The 15,930-nt window shown below is 62.8% G+C and carries 13 protein-coding genes; 2 read left to right on the top strand and 11 right to left on the bottom strand.

The annotated features are described in order from the left end of the window. Window positions 1-22 precede the first annotated feature (22 nt). Entirely contained in the window at window positions 23-1,858 is a 1,836-nt protein-coding gene (gene mobH, locus JG725_RS16955; RefSeq protein ID WP_199378958.1) for a MobH family relaxase, read from the top strand. Window positions 1,859-1,966: 108 nt separating this feature from the next. Here the strand turns inward: mobH and JG725_RS16950 are convergent, their stop codons facing one another. Further along, window positions 1,967-2,272 carry a helix-turn-helix domain-containing protein gene (locus JG725_RS16950; RefSeq protein ID WP_199378956.1) on the bottom strand — a complete coding sequence of 102 codons (306 nt, stop codon included), beginning with the start codon at window positions 2,270-2,272 and terminating at the stop codon, window positions 1,967-1,969. A gap of 98 nt (window positions 2,273-2,370) precedes the next feature. Here JG725_RS16950 and JG725_RS16945 point away from each other — a divergent pair, with 98 nt between their 5' ends. Further along, window positions 2,371-3,036, top strand: a complete 666-nt coding sequence (locus tag JG725_RS16945) for a LysR substrate-binding domain-containing protein (RefSeq protein WP_199378954.1) — start codon at window positions 2,371-2,373, stop codon at window positions 3,034-3,036. A gap of 70 nt (window positions 3,037-3,106) precedes the next feature. On the opposite strand, the gene tssA is transcribed toward JG725_RS16945, so the two are convergent. The 10 genes from tssA to JG725_RS16895 all read right to left on the bottom strand — a co-directional run bounded on the left by tssA (window position 3,107) and on the right by JG725_RS16895 (window position 15,929). Then, window positions 3,107-4,204, bottom strand: a complete 1,098-nt coding sequence (gene tssA / locus JG725_RS16940) for a type VI secretion system protein TssA (RefSeq protein ID WP_199378952.1) — start codon at window positions 4,202-4,204, stop codon at window positions 3,107-3,109. Between the two features lie 228 nt (window positions 4,205-4,432). Next, on the bottom strand, window positions 4,433-4,936 hold the full coding sequence (locus JG725_RS16935; RefSeq protein ID WP_199378950.1) for a type VI secretion system tube protein Hcp: 504 nt from the start codon (window positions 4,934-4,936) through the stop codon (window positions 4,433-4,435). 137 nt (window positions 4,937-5,073) lie between these two features. Then, window positions 5,074-7,575, bottom strand: a complete 2,502-nt coding sequence (gene tssM, locus JG725_RS16930; RefSeq protein ID WP_199378948.1) for a type VI secretion system membrane subunit TssM — start codon at window positions 7,573-7,575, stop codon at window positions 5,074-5,076. Beyond that, complete coding sequence (tagF, locus tag JG725_RS16925) at window positions 7,572-8,498, bottom strand: type VI secretion system-associated protein TagF (RefSeq protein ID WP_199378946.1); 927 nt, start codon at window positions 8,496-8,498, stop codon at window positions 7,572-7,574. Before tagF ends, tssM begins: the two co-directional genes overlap by 4 nt. A 43-nt stretch (window positions 8,499-8,541) precedes the next feature. Beyond that, a complete protein-coding gene (locus tag JG725_RS16920) occupies window positions 8,542-12,417 on the bottom strand; it encodes a type VI secretion protein IcmF/TssM N-terminal domain-containing protein (RefSeq protein ID WP_199378944.1) in 3,876 nt (1,291 codons plus the stop codon). 23 nt (window positions 12,418-12,440) lie between these two features. Continuing rightward, window positions 12,441-13,160 carry a type IVB secretion system protein IcmH/DotU gene (icmH, locus tag JG725_RS16915; protein WP_199378942.1) on the bottom strand — a complete coding sequence of 240 codons (720 nt, stop codon included), beginning with the start codon at window positions 13,158-13,160 and terminating at the stop codon, window positions 12,441-12,443. Continuing rightward, window positions 13,157-14,500 carry a type VI secretion system baseplate subunit TssK gene (gene tssK, locus JG725_RS16910; protein WP_199378940.1) on the bottom strand — a complete coding sequence of 448 codons (1,344 nt, stop codon included), beginning with the start codon at window positions 14,498-14,500 and terminating at the stop codon, window positions 13,157-13,159. The genes icmH and tssK overlap by 4 nt, the downstream gene beginning before the upstream one ends. Continuing rightward, the gene (tssJ, locus tag JG725_RS16905) at window positions 14,497-15,234 is read right to left on the bottom strand and encodes a type VI secretion system lipoprotein TssJ (protein ID WP_199378938.1); all 738 of its coding nucleotides are present in this window, start codon (window positions 15,232-15,234) and stop codon (window positions 14,497-14,499) included. The genes tssK and tssJ overlap by 4 nt, the downstream gene beginning before the upstream one ends. Window positions 15,235-15,300: 66 nt before the next feature. Beyond that, on the bottom strand, window positions 15,301-15,468 hold the full coding sequence (locus tag JG725_RS16900) for a hypothetical protein (protein ID WP_153574941.1): 168 nt from the start codon (window positions 15,466-15,468) through the stop codon (window positions 15,301-15,303). Next, on the bottom strand, window positions 15,465-15,929 hold the full coding sequence (locus tag JG725_RS16895) for a hypothetical protein (protein ID WP_033951041.1): 465 nt from the start codon (window positions 15,927-15,929) through the stop codon (window positions 15,465-15,467). The genes JG725_RS16900 and JG725_RS16895 overlap by 4 nt, the downstream gene beginning before the upstream one ends. Window position 15,930: the final 1 nt, after the last annotated feature.

Here is a 15,930-nt window from a genome sequence, read left to right as displayed (position 1 = left end):
CTTCGTACTTCAGGCCATCACGATGCTCGCTCTGTTCAAACGAAAACGGCCGGCGCCGTCTGCCCCCTCTGTCGAGAGATCACCGAAAGGGCTGACGCGGCCGGAGCCGGCCGCGTCCCTGTTGGCAACACCACGTCGGCGGAAGCTTCTTGAGCACATCTGGCAGCGCACGTCGCTCTCCCGCCGACAGTTCGCGTCGCTGTACCTTGCGCCACTGGAACGCTACGCGAGCCTGGCCCAGCAGTTCCCAGCTTCCGAGAGCCATCACCACGCTTACGCCGGGGGCATGCTGGATCACGGCCTGGAGATCGTTGCCTACGCGCTCAAGCTGCGCCAGTCCTATCTTTTGCCCGCCGGCACGACGCCGGAAGATCAGGCCGCGCAGTCCGAGGCCTGGACCGCAGCCGTGGCCTACGCCGCCTTGCTCCATGACCTCGGAAAACTCGCCGTCGACCTGTACGTGGAATATGACGACGGCACGATCTGGCACCCTTGGCACGGTCCCGTGCAGCGGCCGTATCGCTTCCGCTATCGAGAGGATCGCGAGTACCGACTGCATGGCGCAGCCACCGGCTTGCTCTATCACCAGGTTCTCGACGGCCCCATTCTCGACTGGCTCAGTACCTATCCCGCGCTGTGGGGATCGCTGCTCTATGTGCTGGCTGGCCAGTACGAGCACGCCGGCGTGCTGGGCGAACTGGTGGTACAGGCCGATCGCGCATCGGTGGCCCAGGAACTGGGCGGCGACCCGGCGCGCGCTATGGCAGCGCCCAAGCATGCACTGCAGCGCAAGCTGCTCGAAGGCCTGCGCTATCTATTGCGGGAAGAACTGAAGCTCAATCAGGTGCAGGCTTCGGATGGCTGGCTGACCCAGGACGCGCTATGGCTCGTCAGCAAGACGGTTTCCGACAAATTGCGCGCCCATCTGCTGGCCCAGGGTATCGAGGGGATACCTGCGAGCAATACGGCGGTGTTCAATGTGCTGCAAGACCATGGGATGTTGCAGCCAACGCCAGAAGACAAAGCCATCTGGCGTGCCACCGTGACCAGCGGCGAGTGGTCTCACAGCTTCACGTTGCTCAAGCTGTCGCCCGCGCTGATCTGGGAGTCCGGCGAGCGGCCCGCTCCCTTCGCCGGCACTGTGATCGTCGATGGGGCGCCTGCGACCGAGGAAGCGAATGCGCCTTCACCTGCAGTTGACCCAGCAACGAGCCCTGGGGAGTTCCCTGTGCCCCCCACTGCGCCGCTGTCGGATCTGACCCTGGGCATACCCGCAGTCCAGGCCCCGGCAGGTGTGCCGGATGTGATGGAGGAACTGATGTCGATGATCGAGGCGCCGGAGGCCGTAGCTCTGGCGCCGCACGCGGAGCCCGTGCCAGCAACGCAGCCCGAAGAAGCCGCACAGGCGCCCATGCCTTCGCCCTCCGACATGGGATCAAGACCGGCGCCTGCCAGCCCACTACCCACGGCAGCACAGCCCTCTGGCGAACATTTCATTGCATGGCTGAAAGAGGGCATCGCTGTCCGCCGTCTCGTCATCAACGACGCGAAAGCACTGGTGCATACGGTCGGCGATACGGCCTACCTGGTCAGCCCCGGCGTGTTCCAGCGCTATGCACAAGAGCATCCACAGATCACCGTGCTGGCCAAGCAGGAAAAATTGCAGGAGTGGCAGTGGGTGCAACGGCGGTTCGAGAAGCTGCAACTACACCGTAAGCAGGACAGCGGCTTGAACATCTGGACGTGCGAAGTCACCGGCCCGCGCAAGACGCGGCGGCTGCACGGCTACCTGCTCACCGCCCCCGAGTCACTTTTCGACGATTTACCGCCCAACAATCCCTATTTGTCGCTGGTCTGATCAAGAAACCCGGCAGCAGCGGAGACTGGATTCACCGACTGGAAAAACACTATCCTGTTGCAGGAGGGTGATTCCTGAATTTGGTTTGCCAGCCGTCATCGCATCGGTTCAGTCTTCCCCGCAGCTCTTGCCAGCACGCTTGAGGATACGCTCTGTCTCGGCGATAAGCTCGGAAGCCGCGCAGTTCAGCGCCGACGCGAGCCTCAAGATCATCGCCAGTGTCGGCATATGCTCGCCGCGTTCGATTTTTCCTATATGGGAACGGTCAACGCCGGCCAGGTGGGCGAGGTTCTCTTGCGCTAGACAATTCTTGGCACGGAATGCGCGCACGGCATTCCCGAACGCTTGGGCGGGTTCGGGTTCGTAAGTAGTGGTGCCTGTAGGTCGGCCTGACCGTATGGGACGCTTCTGCATCTACAGAAGCGTCAAGGACGGGGTCAATTTAAACCACGGTAAGTTTAACTCATCCTGCTATTATTTCATCCTCAGCATGCAGCCATCGGAACATCACCATGTCTCTCGACCATGCTACTGCTCCACTGCAGATTGCTGTTTCCACCGGCATCATGCCGCCTGCACTGGCAACACTACTCGCCAAGCAGCGCATGGAAGAGCCGGAGACACCTGTACGCCTGATAGAGACTACCGAGAAGGATCAGCACCAAGGATTGAAGGATGGCCGCTACTGCCTGGGACTGTTCTTGTCGATGAATGAAACGCCTCTTGCGAGAGAAACATTCGCTCTCTGGCAAGACGAACTGGCACTGGCTCTGCCTTCGCGTTCGCCACTATTGGCTTTTGCCGAGGTTCCGCTTGGAGAAGCAGTACAGTACCCCCTGATCATGTGGCAAAGAGGATACTGTAGCCCCTTGGGGCAGCAGATCGAATCCCTGCTGTCATCGGCTGCCAGCAAGCTCAATGTAGTTGATCGGGTGAGCTCCTTTGAGTTGATGGCGGTACTGGTAGCGTCTGGCTATGGTATCGGTTTCGCCACCAAGTCACGCATCTCCTGTTCCCGCAATCTGAATCTTGTGATGCGCCCGCTGGCATGCGGCCCCCACCAGGTAACCACCTACCTGGCGCTGCCGCCATCTCCTTTATCGGCCACCGTCGAGCGCCTGATCCAGCGTGCCCAGGCCATCGAGGCCGAGGACGGCCTTCGGAATACTCTGCGATGAGGGAACCGTCATCCCCAATCTGTATGCGGAAGCCCCAAAAGCAAGCATTCCCAGGCGTATGCGCAACGCGTCAATCCGAACCGGACTGGGTACCCAACGTGCTTTTGATACTGTCGATTACGCCGTTGTCCTTGATCACGTCCTTCAGCCATTCTTCCAGCGGCATGCGTCCCCAGCGAATGGCGCGCTCCACCAAGTACGGAACAGGGCTCTGAGGCTCGGTCTGCTTGAAGTAGTCCGCCGCGTTAGCCAGCATCGTGAATGCCTCCTCCCTGCTGAGCGGGGTCATGCGCAGTCCGCTGCCCTGCCGTTGCTGCACCGCTGCAGTCAGCAGCACCTCCTCGGCATGCGTTTCGTCGAGGCGCTCGCCATGCCCCGGTTCTTCGCGTGTCTGCGGCACCTGCTCGATCCCTCGCTCCTTGAGCACGCGCTCAAGCAGTTGCTGCGCAGCCAGTAGTTTCTCGTCCAGCTTGCGCAGGCTGGGCGCCTCGTGGCCAAAATGCGTATCCATGCAAGCCTGGAGCCGACGACAAGCTTCGACACTGGCGGTCACCTCCGCACGTCTCGACAGCAGGAACTCGGTTTCGGTCTGCGTCACTGACCGCTGGAATAGCTCGGCATTGATCTTGCCTTCTTCCAGCGCTGCAGCCCCCGCGCTCGCGTTCTGCCGCGCCAAATTCTCGACTTGGCGCGACTCGTCGTATCGGTTCAGCCCATAGCCGCTGCCCTGGACGAGCGGCAGATTACCGATGACTTCGGCGAGTGTCGTTCCCTGCCAACCCAAGCGTGCTGCCCGCTCCTCCAGCCCTTCATCCAGACCTGGAAACAGGTTCTCCCAATAGCGCTGCAGAAGCGAGTCGGTGAGTTCCAAGCCGAAGGCCAGGCCCTGGAAATGATATTTCTGCGTCAGGCCCTCGGTGAGCCATCCCGCCAGCATCAAATCTTTGCTTCGGATCTGTATGCCTTCGGTGGCCAGCTCGACCACGGTGTCCCAATCGGCCTGCTTGAGTTCGGTCTCCCACTCTCCCTGGGTCAGATACACGGGATCGGCCCGGCGGGCTTCCTTGATCTGGTCGAACAACGCCGAGAACGCCAGATCCTCTCCCGCTCCACCGTCGATGGGAACGAGCAGGTCATCAAGAGACGGGAGCTGCGGCAAGGATGACATGAGAACCTCCAACCAGTATCAATTGGCGAGCGTATCGATGGATGCTCGCCTGTCTTGAAGGAAATCTGCCAAGTCGCATAAACAAATACGACTTGAATCCCATCGACCAGCCGGATTTCCTGTTTCGCTCATAAAAAAATCGCTCAACCCGAGCGACGATTTGTTACGCCAAAAAAATGGGGCTTTCCGGCGACTTTCGTCGCCGGAAAGCAAAGGACAACGTGCGTATCAGGAAAAGACCTTGTTGAGCGTGCGATCCCAGCCGCCAGCGACATTGCCGCTGCCCGCGCCATCGGCGCGTTTCTGCTGGGTGTAGGTCGTCTTGATACGAGCGAAGTTGAAGGTCACCACCTCGACCGGCAGGTCGCCGTCGCCGTCGGAAGCGCCCGTATGGTCGAGGGAGGACACCACGACTTCTTCCAATGTGATGGTGAAGTAGGTGACCTTTTCACCGCCCCCCGCACGATTGATGTTCAGCACGATCTCCTTGATGTGCTGGCCTTTGGCGACAGCCTCGAACAGCTTGGGCGAGGACTTGTCGACGAACTTGCGAACGGTGAGATCGGTCAGGTTGACGCGCTCGGAAGAAGCGCCACCGGAGGAACTGGCAGTTGCCGAAGTGGCCTGGGACGCACCGTAGTTGTACCCCAGTACTTCGATCCAGTCCTTGTGCTTCTCATCCAGAGATTCACCCGGAATACCGTCTATTTTCAGGAAAGCATCGAATGCCATTTTTCATTTCTCCATACATTGCCGGGCTTCCATCGGTTCATGTGAACCGTCGCCCTGTTTCGAACACCGGTGATTCGGTCACCGAGCTCATATAGCCCCTGCCGGCATCCCAGCAAGGAGCATCCTCTGCCAGCCGCTCAGTTGAGCGCCCGGACTTCGATTTCCACCCGCCTGTTGGGCTCCAGGCACTGGATCAGCTGTGCACGGGGCAGGCTTGCCTCGCATTGCACAAGCGGCTTCCCGCTACCCTCGCCAGTTGCCTCGATGATCTCGGCAGGTACGCCCTTGCCCACGAGGTAGGTGCGGATCGTTTCCGCACGCTGGCGCGATACCCGGAGATTCCCCTGCGGGTCGCCCAACTGGTCTGCATGTCCGGTGATCAGGATTCGTCCGACGTCAGGCGTGCTCAGCAGCTTGCCGGCGATGGCGTTGAGCTGTCGCTGACCGCCGGCCTGCAGGCTCTGGAAATCCGCCCGCCCGAAGGCAAACAGCGTGTCCGACTCCAGCGTGATCGTCTCGATGGAACGCAGCGATTGCGACAGGAGGCTGTCGATGTAGTTGCGCGAACTGGACACCAGGAAGGCGTTGTCCGTGATCCTGGGCGCGTCCGGCTCGCGGATCTGGTCGCTGTAGAAGACGACCTGCCGTCCGGCAGACTGATACTGCTGCTCCGACGCACCACCAGCGGCCTGAGCTGCGGCATGGTCCGTTCCCAGGCGTGCGGCGATGTCCGGATACCAGTAGTTGGGCAAGCGCGACTTGAGGAACGCCGGATCGGCCTTCTCCCGATGCGAACGTGACAGCATCAAGTACGTCTGCAGGGTGGCCTTGCCGAAGTTCGCCACCGACTCGGCGCGGTTGTCGGTAGGCAGCGCGCCTGGCTCGACGCTGTCGACGCCGGTCACCGGCGCCAACTCACGGGCATTGCGCTGGTAGACCTCGATACCGGTCAGCAGGTAGAGCGAGCGCGTCAGGTTCTCCCCGGTCGGCTTGAGCATCACCGTCTCCAGATGCGAGAAGTAGCGTGCGCGCAGCAGTGGCTCGACCTCTCGTCCCTGGTACAGCCCCAGCTTCAGACGCAGCGGGACGCCTTCTTCCCGATGCGCGGCGTAATAGTGTTGCGCCCAGCGTTGCAAGGCATCGAGGCTATGCCACTGGGCGTACTGCCCCGGAGCCTCTGCATCCTGCTGCACGGCCTCGGCCAGTTCCGCGTTGAGTGCCTGCAACTGCGAACGGTTGTTCCAGTACGACCACCCCCACAGAGAGCAGAGCACCAGGCCAACGGCTGCCGCCGTCGAGGCCCAGGCCGCCTTGCGCCGGCCTTCGCGGCGCGTGCCGGTGTACAGCGCGACCAGATGCTGGTCCGGCACGATGACCTTCTGGAACAGCCCGTTGATGAACAACGATTGCGCTTGCGCCGTTCCTGCCTGGGCACCGGGCTCCGCTGCCAGCGAGAACCGCTGCGACACATGGCGGGCATGCTCACTCACGGATGCCTCGGCACCATCGAGTGCACTGGTGAAGTAGACGCCCCTGAGAAGTTCCGCACTCTGGTAGGGGTTGGCGCGAAGCAAAGCCTCAACAAACGCCCGAAGCACCGAACCCAGCGCGGTCAGTTCCAAGGGAAATCGGTAGGCCGACGCATCGCATCGGGTCAGTTGGATATCCTGATCCACCAGTTGCCGGTCCGCCACCGCTTGCCAATGGGCCAGCAGCTCGTCCAGTGCCTGGGCGAAACGTTGCCCCCAATCGGAACGGGCGAAACCTTCGTGCGCGAACGTCGTTCCCATCACCTCGCCACGGGTTCCGGCGTCCAGACGACGGTAGAAGTCCGTGAAGCCGGGAACCAGGTCGCACTTGGTGAACACCAGGTAGATCGGCAAGCGCAACTCCAGCAGGTCGTGGACCTCCTGGATTCGCTCGCGCAGTCGCTTGGCGAGCCGCTCTCGCTCCTGCGCATCGGCCGCCAGAATGTCCTGAACGCTGACCGCGACGATCAGGCCATTCAAGGGCCGGCGCGGCCGATACTTGCGCAGCAGCGACAGGAAGGCCCGCCACTTGTCCGCTTCCTCCTGGCTTTGCATGTAGCGCCCGGCGGTATCGAGCAGCACGGCTTCGGAGCTGAAGAACCAGTCGCAATTTCGCGTGCCGCCCAGTCCGGCGACCCGCACGCCTTCCCGGTCGGCATAGGGGAAATTCAGGCCGGACTGATAGAGCATGGTGCTCTTGCCCGCCGCCGGCTGGCCAATCACCAGATACCAGGGCAGGGCATAGAGCGCATCGCTGGAGCGGCGCCCCTTGCGGGCCTGGCTGCTGCGCAAGCGCTCGACGCTCTGCAGCAGGCGCTCGCGCAGCAGGCCGACCTCCTCACGGTCCTGTGGACTCGCATTGAGCACCGCCTGGTCGGCATCCTCGCGCAGCAAGGCCTCGAGATCGGGATGGTGGGCTGCTCCGCGATACAGGAACAGCACGTACACCGCCGATGCGAGCAGGAACACCAGCATCCCGGCCAGCAGGCTATACAGCGAAGTAAACCCCAGCCACACCCCTAGCCCCCAGACCAGAAACATCGCCAGAAAGAAAACGACGCCAAGAACGTAGGGTTGATGCTTCAGGAAGTAATACTTGATCTTCTTCATGGCAGGGACGCCGCAGTCAGGGACAGAGAAAAACGTTCGATGAAATCACCCAGGGGCAGATCGGCATCAGGAAACGCCAACTCCCGCCGCTGCTCGTCGAACACATCGAATGACCCCAGCAGGTCGTAGCACTCCCTTTTTCTGTCGCATCCAGCCAGCACGCGGTAGGCGGCGTCGCTGGAACGCGAAAGGCATAGAAGCGATGGGCGCATGAAATCGTCCACCAGCACGCTCACTTCCGGAATCGTGGACGCTGGCACGAGCGAGGCAAGCCAGGTACACCACAGATCCGCCACCGGGCGTTTCAGCCCGCGCTCGGCAGGCAACGGAAGTCTCGCCACCGGCTTCACGCCTGCCCGCAACTGCTGAGCAAGCCCCGCCAGCCGATGCAGCGATGCCCGCGACACGAACTCCGGATAGGCGTGCTGCAAGGCGCTGGCGATGTCGAGCAGGTTGAAATCCTGCAGGAACTTGTCGTGCACGCGTCGGTAGAGATGCAGGTCCTGTTCGCCCCAGGGACGCAGCGCCGCAATGCGCTCGATCAACGCACCTGCATCGGCACCGCTGCGAGCCTGGTTGAGCATCGGAGCGAGTTGCCCAGCGAACGTCTCGAACAACGTGTGCGGGCTGACGAATCCCTCGACAAGCCCCCTGTGCACGCACTGGAACACCATGAACGGATAGCGTCGGCCGCTCGCATCGCGCGAGCTGACCAGTCCCGCGAACAGCCAGTTTCCGGTACGCGCGCGATAACAGTAGAAACTCAGCGGCAAACGGTCAAAGCGCTCGCGCCAATCCTCCTCGTGCTGTAGCCCCCCGATCGCGGCCTGCAGCCAGGCATCGAACTCGCGCACCTCCTCCACCGCGCCATGCAGACTCACGAAGTCCGCATCCGCGGGGAGCTTGCCGAAACACCCAATCATCGAGCCTTGCCTCTCCCGGTGGGCATACCTTTCGCCAACCTCGTCATTGCTTCGCCAACTCGCCGAGGCTCTTCACGTTGGCCAGATCCGTGAGCTTCACGCCCCCGAAGTTGCGCACCAGCAGGCTGACCTGCCCGCCGCCGACCGGCCAACTGAAACGCTGCTGCACTTCGTCCAGATCGGACACGCGCGCGGCGCTATCACTCATCTTCAGCAGCCCCCACCGCCCGGGATAGTCGAAGACAGTCCGACGCTCGCCTACGACGGTCACCACCTCCAGGCGTGCACCCGGCGTCGCGCTCTCTCCCGGCCAGACGAAGCGGCTCCAGCCGCTACGGCCATTGCGGTAGTGGGATACCTGCCCATCCAGCGTGAATACGATGTCGGTGACCCCGGCGGCAGGCTCAAGCATCACCTCGAAACCGTTGTCGCGGTCGGACAGGCTGGCGATCACCTCGCCCAGCGAACTGGCTCGGTCGATGCTGGAGAGCATGCGTGGATTCACCAACGGCGCCCCCGAAGGCGTACTGCCCACACCCAGCCCCTCGCCACCGGCCAGGTTGCCGATCTCATTGCGCTTGAACGTCGGCAGCAAACCGCTGTGCGGATCGACGAAACGCTGCAGATCCTTCACCGATGCCTCGTTTCCGCTGTCCGCCACCATGGGATAGCGATGGCCCAGGGTCCGCTGCCAGGGCGCGGCGATCTGCTTGTCCCAAGCGATGGCGATCTGTTGACCGGCCGGACCACGCAGGCTGTTCCAGGCAGACTGCACAGGGGCGATGAATAGCCCGCGCAAGGCGCGCGACAGCGCATCCTGGCTGGTATCGACGCTGGTTTCGACGTAGTTGCGCACATTGCCGATCTCGGAAGGCGCCCCTTCCAGCGTCTCGCTGATCAGGGCCTTGCTGCTCTTGCCGACATCCTGCGAGCGCTGGATATTGTTCAGGCGCACTTTCAGTCCGCGCAGGCCAGCCAGGTACCGATCCATGATGGTGCTGTCGAGGCCTTCCGCGTTCTCGGCTGCGAACAACCGGGAGACTGCCTCGAATCGGCCTGCCAGGCTTGCATCGTCGACCCGCGGCAATGCTGCCACCAGCTCTTCGGCCACCTGCGCACCATCGCTGCCGAAAACGCCTCTGACACGCTGCCAGAACCCATCCTCGGCCCGTGCTGCAGTACTGTTGTCCGATCGGTGCTCGGGCACATCCCAGCGGGTATTCTCGTTGACCCCCGCCAGCAGGGTCTTGAGCGGCGACTGCTGCACATCGCTGAACAGGGTCAACTGGCGCGTGACGCTTTCCAGATCGCTGGTGCTACGTACGCCGGTGCCCGCCAGAAAGCGATACCACGCCTCGGCGTAGTCGCTCTTGTAGCGCGCCATGAACTCGCGCATGAAGCCGGCCTTGCGCACCACTCCGGAACCGCCTTCGCCATCGAGCACCCAGTCCGTCTCGTCCTGCAGCTCAGTGGACAGCAGCTTGATCAACTCGGGTCTCAGGAACTGCTCCCACCCTTGGCGGGTATACAGCGCCGGGATCGCTTCGCCGGAATAGAGCTGCTGGCGTCCCGGCAGCGGCACCAGATCGCCCAGCGTCAGAGAGGGAAACTGGCGGCTTGCTTCCAACTGCAGGCGCAGGTATTCGCGCTCCACCAGCGAGCTGGCGATCATGAAGGACTTCAGGCTGTTGCGCGCCTGCTCGACCAACTGTTCATTGCGCCGCAACGCCCTTGCTTCCCCATTGCGCAGATCGTCCAGGTAGAGCGCGACGTGCTCACGCACGCGTTCCGGCTCGACCGATAATGCGTCGCCTGACACTGCTTGCAGCCAGGCTGTGGGCAGGGCATCGGCAACGAACTCGTCCTCGGGATGCGCTTCTGGCTGGCTTAAGACCAAGTACAGCTTGAGCGCGTTGTAAGCCTCGATCAGGGACGCCAGTTGGTGTTCGTCCAACCGCGCAAGCACCTCGTCGGAAAGCGCCAGACCTGTCCCGCGTACTGTTTCCTCACTTGCCGAAGCCTCTCGCAACTGTTCGCGCAGCGCGCCGATTGCCCCTTGGCGCCCCTGCGTCGCGACATCTTGGGCGACGCCGCGCGCACGCCCACTCACATCTGAAAGCCCTCTTGGCAATGTGCCTCGGGCCAACTGACTACCTGCGGCGCTGACCCCTTGCCGGGCCGCTTCACGCGCCGACCGCTGCGGGGCCGCACCCTGCGCAGCCGTACCTTCAGGCTCTGGCTGCAGCACTTCCTGGGTAAAATCATTCAGTGCACGCAGGCGTAGCTGCAGATCGCGGCCGATTGGCTCCAGGACCTGTACCTGCAGTTGATGCCGGTAGGCATCGCGCAGGGCCGGACGCAGATCGCCGCCGCTATAAAGCCCCGCCGCCAGCCCCAAGGGAACGCCATCGCGCCGATGCGTCTCCAGCTCGGCCAGCCGTTCGCGTAGGAATTCCAGGGCTTCGCCTCCGGCTTGGCCCCGATCCCCGATCGTGTGCAAGCGCGCGGAGGTGTCGGCAAGCCAGAGGCGATTGTTGTAGAACGAAGTTCCCTCCCAGGCCAGCAGGGCCACCCCCGCCAGCAAAGCGGCCACTGTCAGGGCCGGAGCCAGCGACTTGCGACGGCCCTGGCGCGAGTAGTAGAGGCTCAGGTCGCGATCCGGGAAGATCACCCGGCGGAAGGTATCGGTGATGAAGTAGCTGCGGTCGCCCCTGCGTTCGGCTTCCGCCGCCTCGCCCTCCAACGGAGCCGGCTGCAGCGAGAAACGCTCGCCAGTGGCCTCGTCCAGCAGGGGCGGCAATCCATGCCCGGCCTGTAGCGCGCTGGTGAAGTACAGCCCGCGCAGGACTGGCGTCGCACGCCCCTGTGCGGCCTGCTCGAAATGTTCGAGGAAACCGCCCAGCACCCCCGACAGCTCGCCGATGTAACCCGGGAAATTGAGCATCCGCCCGTCGGCTCGCCCGCCTTGCCCGAGCAACTGCCCGTCGACGTGCCGGCCCAGGCTCGCCAGCAGCTGTAGGAATTTGGCCTCCAGCGCCTTGCGCGCGCCGCCCTGATGCAACTCGGAAAGCGCGAACGTGATGCCGAGCGGCTGCTGGCGGGCAGCAGCATCCAGGCTCCCGAAGGCCGGCTCGAATCCTGGCAACAGGTCGGCCTTGCTCAAGACCAGATAGATCGGCGGGTTGACGCCCAGGCACGCCGTATATTCCTCGATTCGCGTGACCAGCCTTTCGGCCAAGCGCTGCCGTTCCTCGGGCGAATCCTGTACCAGCTCTGGCAGGCTCACGACCAGCACCAAGCCGTTGATCGCAGGCTTGCGCCGCTGTCGCCGCAGGAGTCTGAGGAAATCCGTGAATTCGCCGGCGGACTGATCGTCCATCAGGTAACGGCCAGCGGTATCGATCAGCACCGCCTCGGGGCTGAAATACCAGTCGCAGTGTTGTGTCCCGCCATCTTCCAGGCCGGTTTTCCCTCCGGCCACGGTGGCCGACAGGCCTGACCGGGTGAGCAGCGACGTTTTGCCGGACGCCGACATGCCCAGCACCAGGTACCAGGGCAGGTCGTACAGCGCGGAGCTTCCCCCGCCACTGGCCGCGCGGGCCGTGCGCAACAGCGCGATGGCATGGCGCAGACGCTCTCGCAGGACCTGCTGATCGCGGAACTCGCTCTGGGCACCCACGGAACGGTCCATCTCCAACTGGACGAGGTTCTCGATGTTGTGCTCGGCACGGATGCGCCGGTACTGGCGCAGCACGATCAACAACAGGCAGAACGCAGTGACCAGCGCCATGGCGACCCATACGCCGTCCTGCTGCGGCACCCAGTGCGGCAGCAGGAACCAGCACGCCAGCATGGCGGCAAGCCAGAAGGCCGCCAACAGGAACCAGAACCCTTTCAGAACTCGCAGTAATACTTTCATGTCTTCCTGACCCGTCCCGATTCCTATGCCCCGAACAGCCGGCCGATCTGCTCGGCCAAGGCCTCGACCTGGATACCCAGCGACCAGTCCAGCACCAGATAGACCACCCCGCACACCAGCGCGATCAGCACCACGTAAACCCAAAGCGGGATCTCGTAGCGGATCATCTGCGACACCTGATCAGGCAGCGCCCAGTCCGGCGCCAGATCGCGCGGCTGCGGCCGCAGCCGCGCGATCTCCTGCCCCAGCGTGTTGGCCACATAACGCAATTGGTCTTGTTGCCCCAGGCTGTACTTGCCCTCGAAACCCAGCGCCAGGCACAGGTGATAGACCTCCAGCACCTCCAGATTGGCCCTCACGTCGGCACGCAACGCCTCAAGCTTCTCGAAGAAGCCTTCGCCAGCCAGATGGACCCCGAAGTACTTGAACTGCAGCGGATGCAGTTCGACATGACCGCGAATGTTGCTGTTGCCTGCCTTGAGCACGCTCTCGTCGAGAAAGGCGCACAAGGCGTACTGGACATCCCTGACCTGCTCCGCGCTGTAGCGGGCATTGCGTGCCTCCCGCTCCAGGTCGGCGAAGAATCCATCCACGCTCTCCAGAAACGCCTCCACGCTGCGTGCCTGCCGACCCTCCCGGATCAGCAGCGCCATCGACAGGAAGTCCCTGACCAGATCCTTCAGCGTCGGTTTTTGTCCGGACGCCGCCGCCATAGGCGCGCCATTGAGTACTGCATCGGTCATTTGAGCACCGCCATCAGTTCAAGCTTGAGGTTGGTGAATGCACTGGGCACGTAGAAAGCGACGGCCTGGGCCCGCATCATTCGCTCGAAGACCTCCCCGCGCGGTTCGATCGCGAAATAGTGGTTGTCCAGGCGTACCGGGATCGCGCTGGGCAAGCGGGTGGTATGCACCAGGCTGGCACCGGGCATGGCCGTGTTGACGACCACCTCGATGTCTTCCGGCGATCCCACCTTGAATGCCCGCGGCACCAGCTCCAGCAGCTTCGCTCCCGGCATGTCGGCGTGCACCGAGATGTAGAAATCTGCCGAAGTCAAACGCGCGTCGTGCAGGCGGCCGATGTAGTAGGACGTCTTGCTCTGCTCCAGCGTGATCGGCACGTACTGGTTGGGCACCACGTTGTCCAGCAACTCGCGCAACAGGATGTCCAGGCGCTGCATCGAAGCCGCCGGATCATCGTGGTCGTACTCGGGGATGTCCGCCAAACCGGCGTCCAGCGAGAAGGTCAACAGCCCACCTGCCAGCTCGGCCAGGAACAGATAGAGCCGCTCGGGATGCAGACGCGGATGCTGCAGTAGGTGCGCCAACTGCGGATAGGCCCGGTTGATCGTGTTCAGCAACCAGAACAGAGTCACGTCGCTGGAGCCGAACTCCGCGATCAAGTTGGCCCGCTCGCGGCGCCGCGAGGACAGCGCATCGCTCTTGGCCTGCAGCACGCCCAGCAACCGTCGGGCCAAGCTGAGCAATTGATCGCTGGCCCCCAGGTACAGACACGGAGAGATGAAGGCGGAAGCCAGCCCGAAACCGCCCGCGCTGTTGCGCGTCAGTTGCAACAACGGGCAGTAGCTGTAGCCATCCAGGCTATCGCCCTCGATCAGCAGAACCACGTTCAAGCCAAGGCTGGTGATCTCGTTCTCCAGATCCCCCTCGTTGAGATCCGGCAGCACCTCGAAGCGTTTTCGAAATCGCTTTGGCGCCTTGCCCTCATCCCCGTCGTCCACGTAGTTCACCCCATAGGGCTCGCCATGGCGCAACGCCGCGTAGACCTTCAACTCGCCCTCGCGCGCCCGCTCCCGAAGATCGCGCACCGCCGGCAGTGCATCCTGCTGGGGGGCGTCGTAGAGCGTGCCGTCGGGAAACACCAGCTTGAGCCGCTTGAGGCTTAGCGTCCCGCCAGCCAGCGCATCCTCGTCCACCTCCAACTGCTCAATACCCCAGTGGAACGGCGTGGAGCGCTGAACCGTTTGCGCCAACTGATGCTGGTGATACTCGTCCTGATACTGGAAGTGCTGGGGGAGCAGGAACATGCCCTCCGACCACATCACCCGGCTGCGTCTGCTCATTGCACCACGCCTTCTACCGCGGAACCGACTCGGTTCCTCACCGCATTGCCGGCCGCGTCCTCGGCGCTGTCACGCACCACCGAGCCCGTTCTTTCCAGCAAAGGATTCCAGCGCCGCTCGTCCTCCACCACACCCGGCGTCGCCTGGGCGCGCAGCGGGTGCAGACTGTCGCGTCCGCGCACCACCACCACGGTGTTGCCCTCCAGCAGCAGTCGGCCGCCGTCGGTGGAGAACAGCACGCCATCCTTGCGCATATCGTCGGCCGGCAACGCCACTTTCCAGCGCGCGCCACGCTCATTACGGAAGAATGCCGCCACCGCGACGTAGCGGGCAGCCACCGCCATCGGCCGTGTTTCTTCCTTGGTCTTGCCGGGCACCAGTGTGATCTCCTGCGTATCCAGCAGGGTGCCAGCCAGTGCCCGAGCAGCGTCGTCCCACAGTTGATCCGAGCCGGCACTGCGGAACCTGTCCAGCGAATTGAGCTGATAGATCCGCACCACCACCGACAGCGACCTGTCGCGCTCGTCCGGGTTCAGGTAGTCGGCCCCCTCGAAACTCAGCTTCACCCGGTCGGTGTGACTGAACAGGATGTCGCCAATCCAGGTGCCTTCCACTCGCTTGCCGAGCCGATCGCTGACACCGCATCCGGCAACCCCCAGACTCAGGATCAGAAGCCCCAGCACAACACGAATGCGTCGCGCTCCATTGCAAGACCAGCCGGCCAAACGCTCCATCCCACATACTCCCCTGCGCAGCAAAGCCTTACGTTTTTGCGCCCGCACACAGCGGGCGGCAAACTTCTATTTCTTTGTGCCGAACTTCGGCTTTCCGACCTTGGCAATCAGCGCCGCGACCGTAATGACCAGCATGACCAGAAACGCATAGTTCCCCAGGACATAGAACAGCCCCCATGCCGCGGCGACGATGGCGACACACGCCGCCAGGAAAAGAATATTTTTCAACATCATGCGTACTCGAAAAGACGGGGTGATTTTCTGGCCTTCGCACCGAAGCTGCTCCGGAACGGATAGCTACCATCCAGCACCTGTGGATTGCGGGCGTAGAATCTTTCCGCACCCTTGAAGTGCAGATTGGTCTGGCGAGTGAAAACGAGGAAGTCGGCGATGCTGGTTCCACACGACAGCGAACGGCCGCTCGCGACGGCGATACTCCCGATCGCCGCCCCCGTGTAGGCGGCGGCGCTGAGCGATGCCGCGACGGCCAGCTTCTCCAAGCCGACTGTGGCGCCAATCAGCTCGCCGACCGTGGCGCCCTTGCCCAAGGTTGCAACAGTGCCAACGAGTGTAGAAGCCGTTCCGATCGCTGTTTGATAGCTATCGAACATCGTGGAAGGAACTGGCAGCCCCAGCGCCCCCATGTTCTCGTCAAAATATTTCTTGAAATCACCTGCGACATAACACTGACTCATC

Source organism: Brenneria sp. L3-3C-1 (genome assembly GCF_016456245.1).
Taxonomy (GTDB): domain Bacteria; phylum Pseudomonadota; class Gammaproteobacteria; order Enterobacterales; family Enterobacteriaceae; genus Brenneria.
The sequence above is the reverse complement of the archived record's forward strand: the minus strand, read 5'-3'. Positions and strand labels throughout refer to the sequence as shown.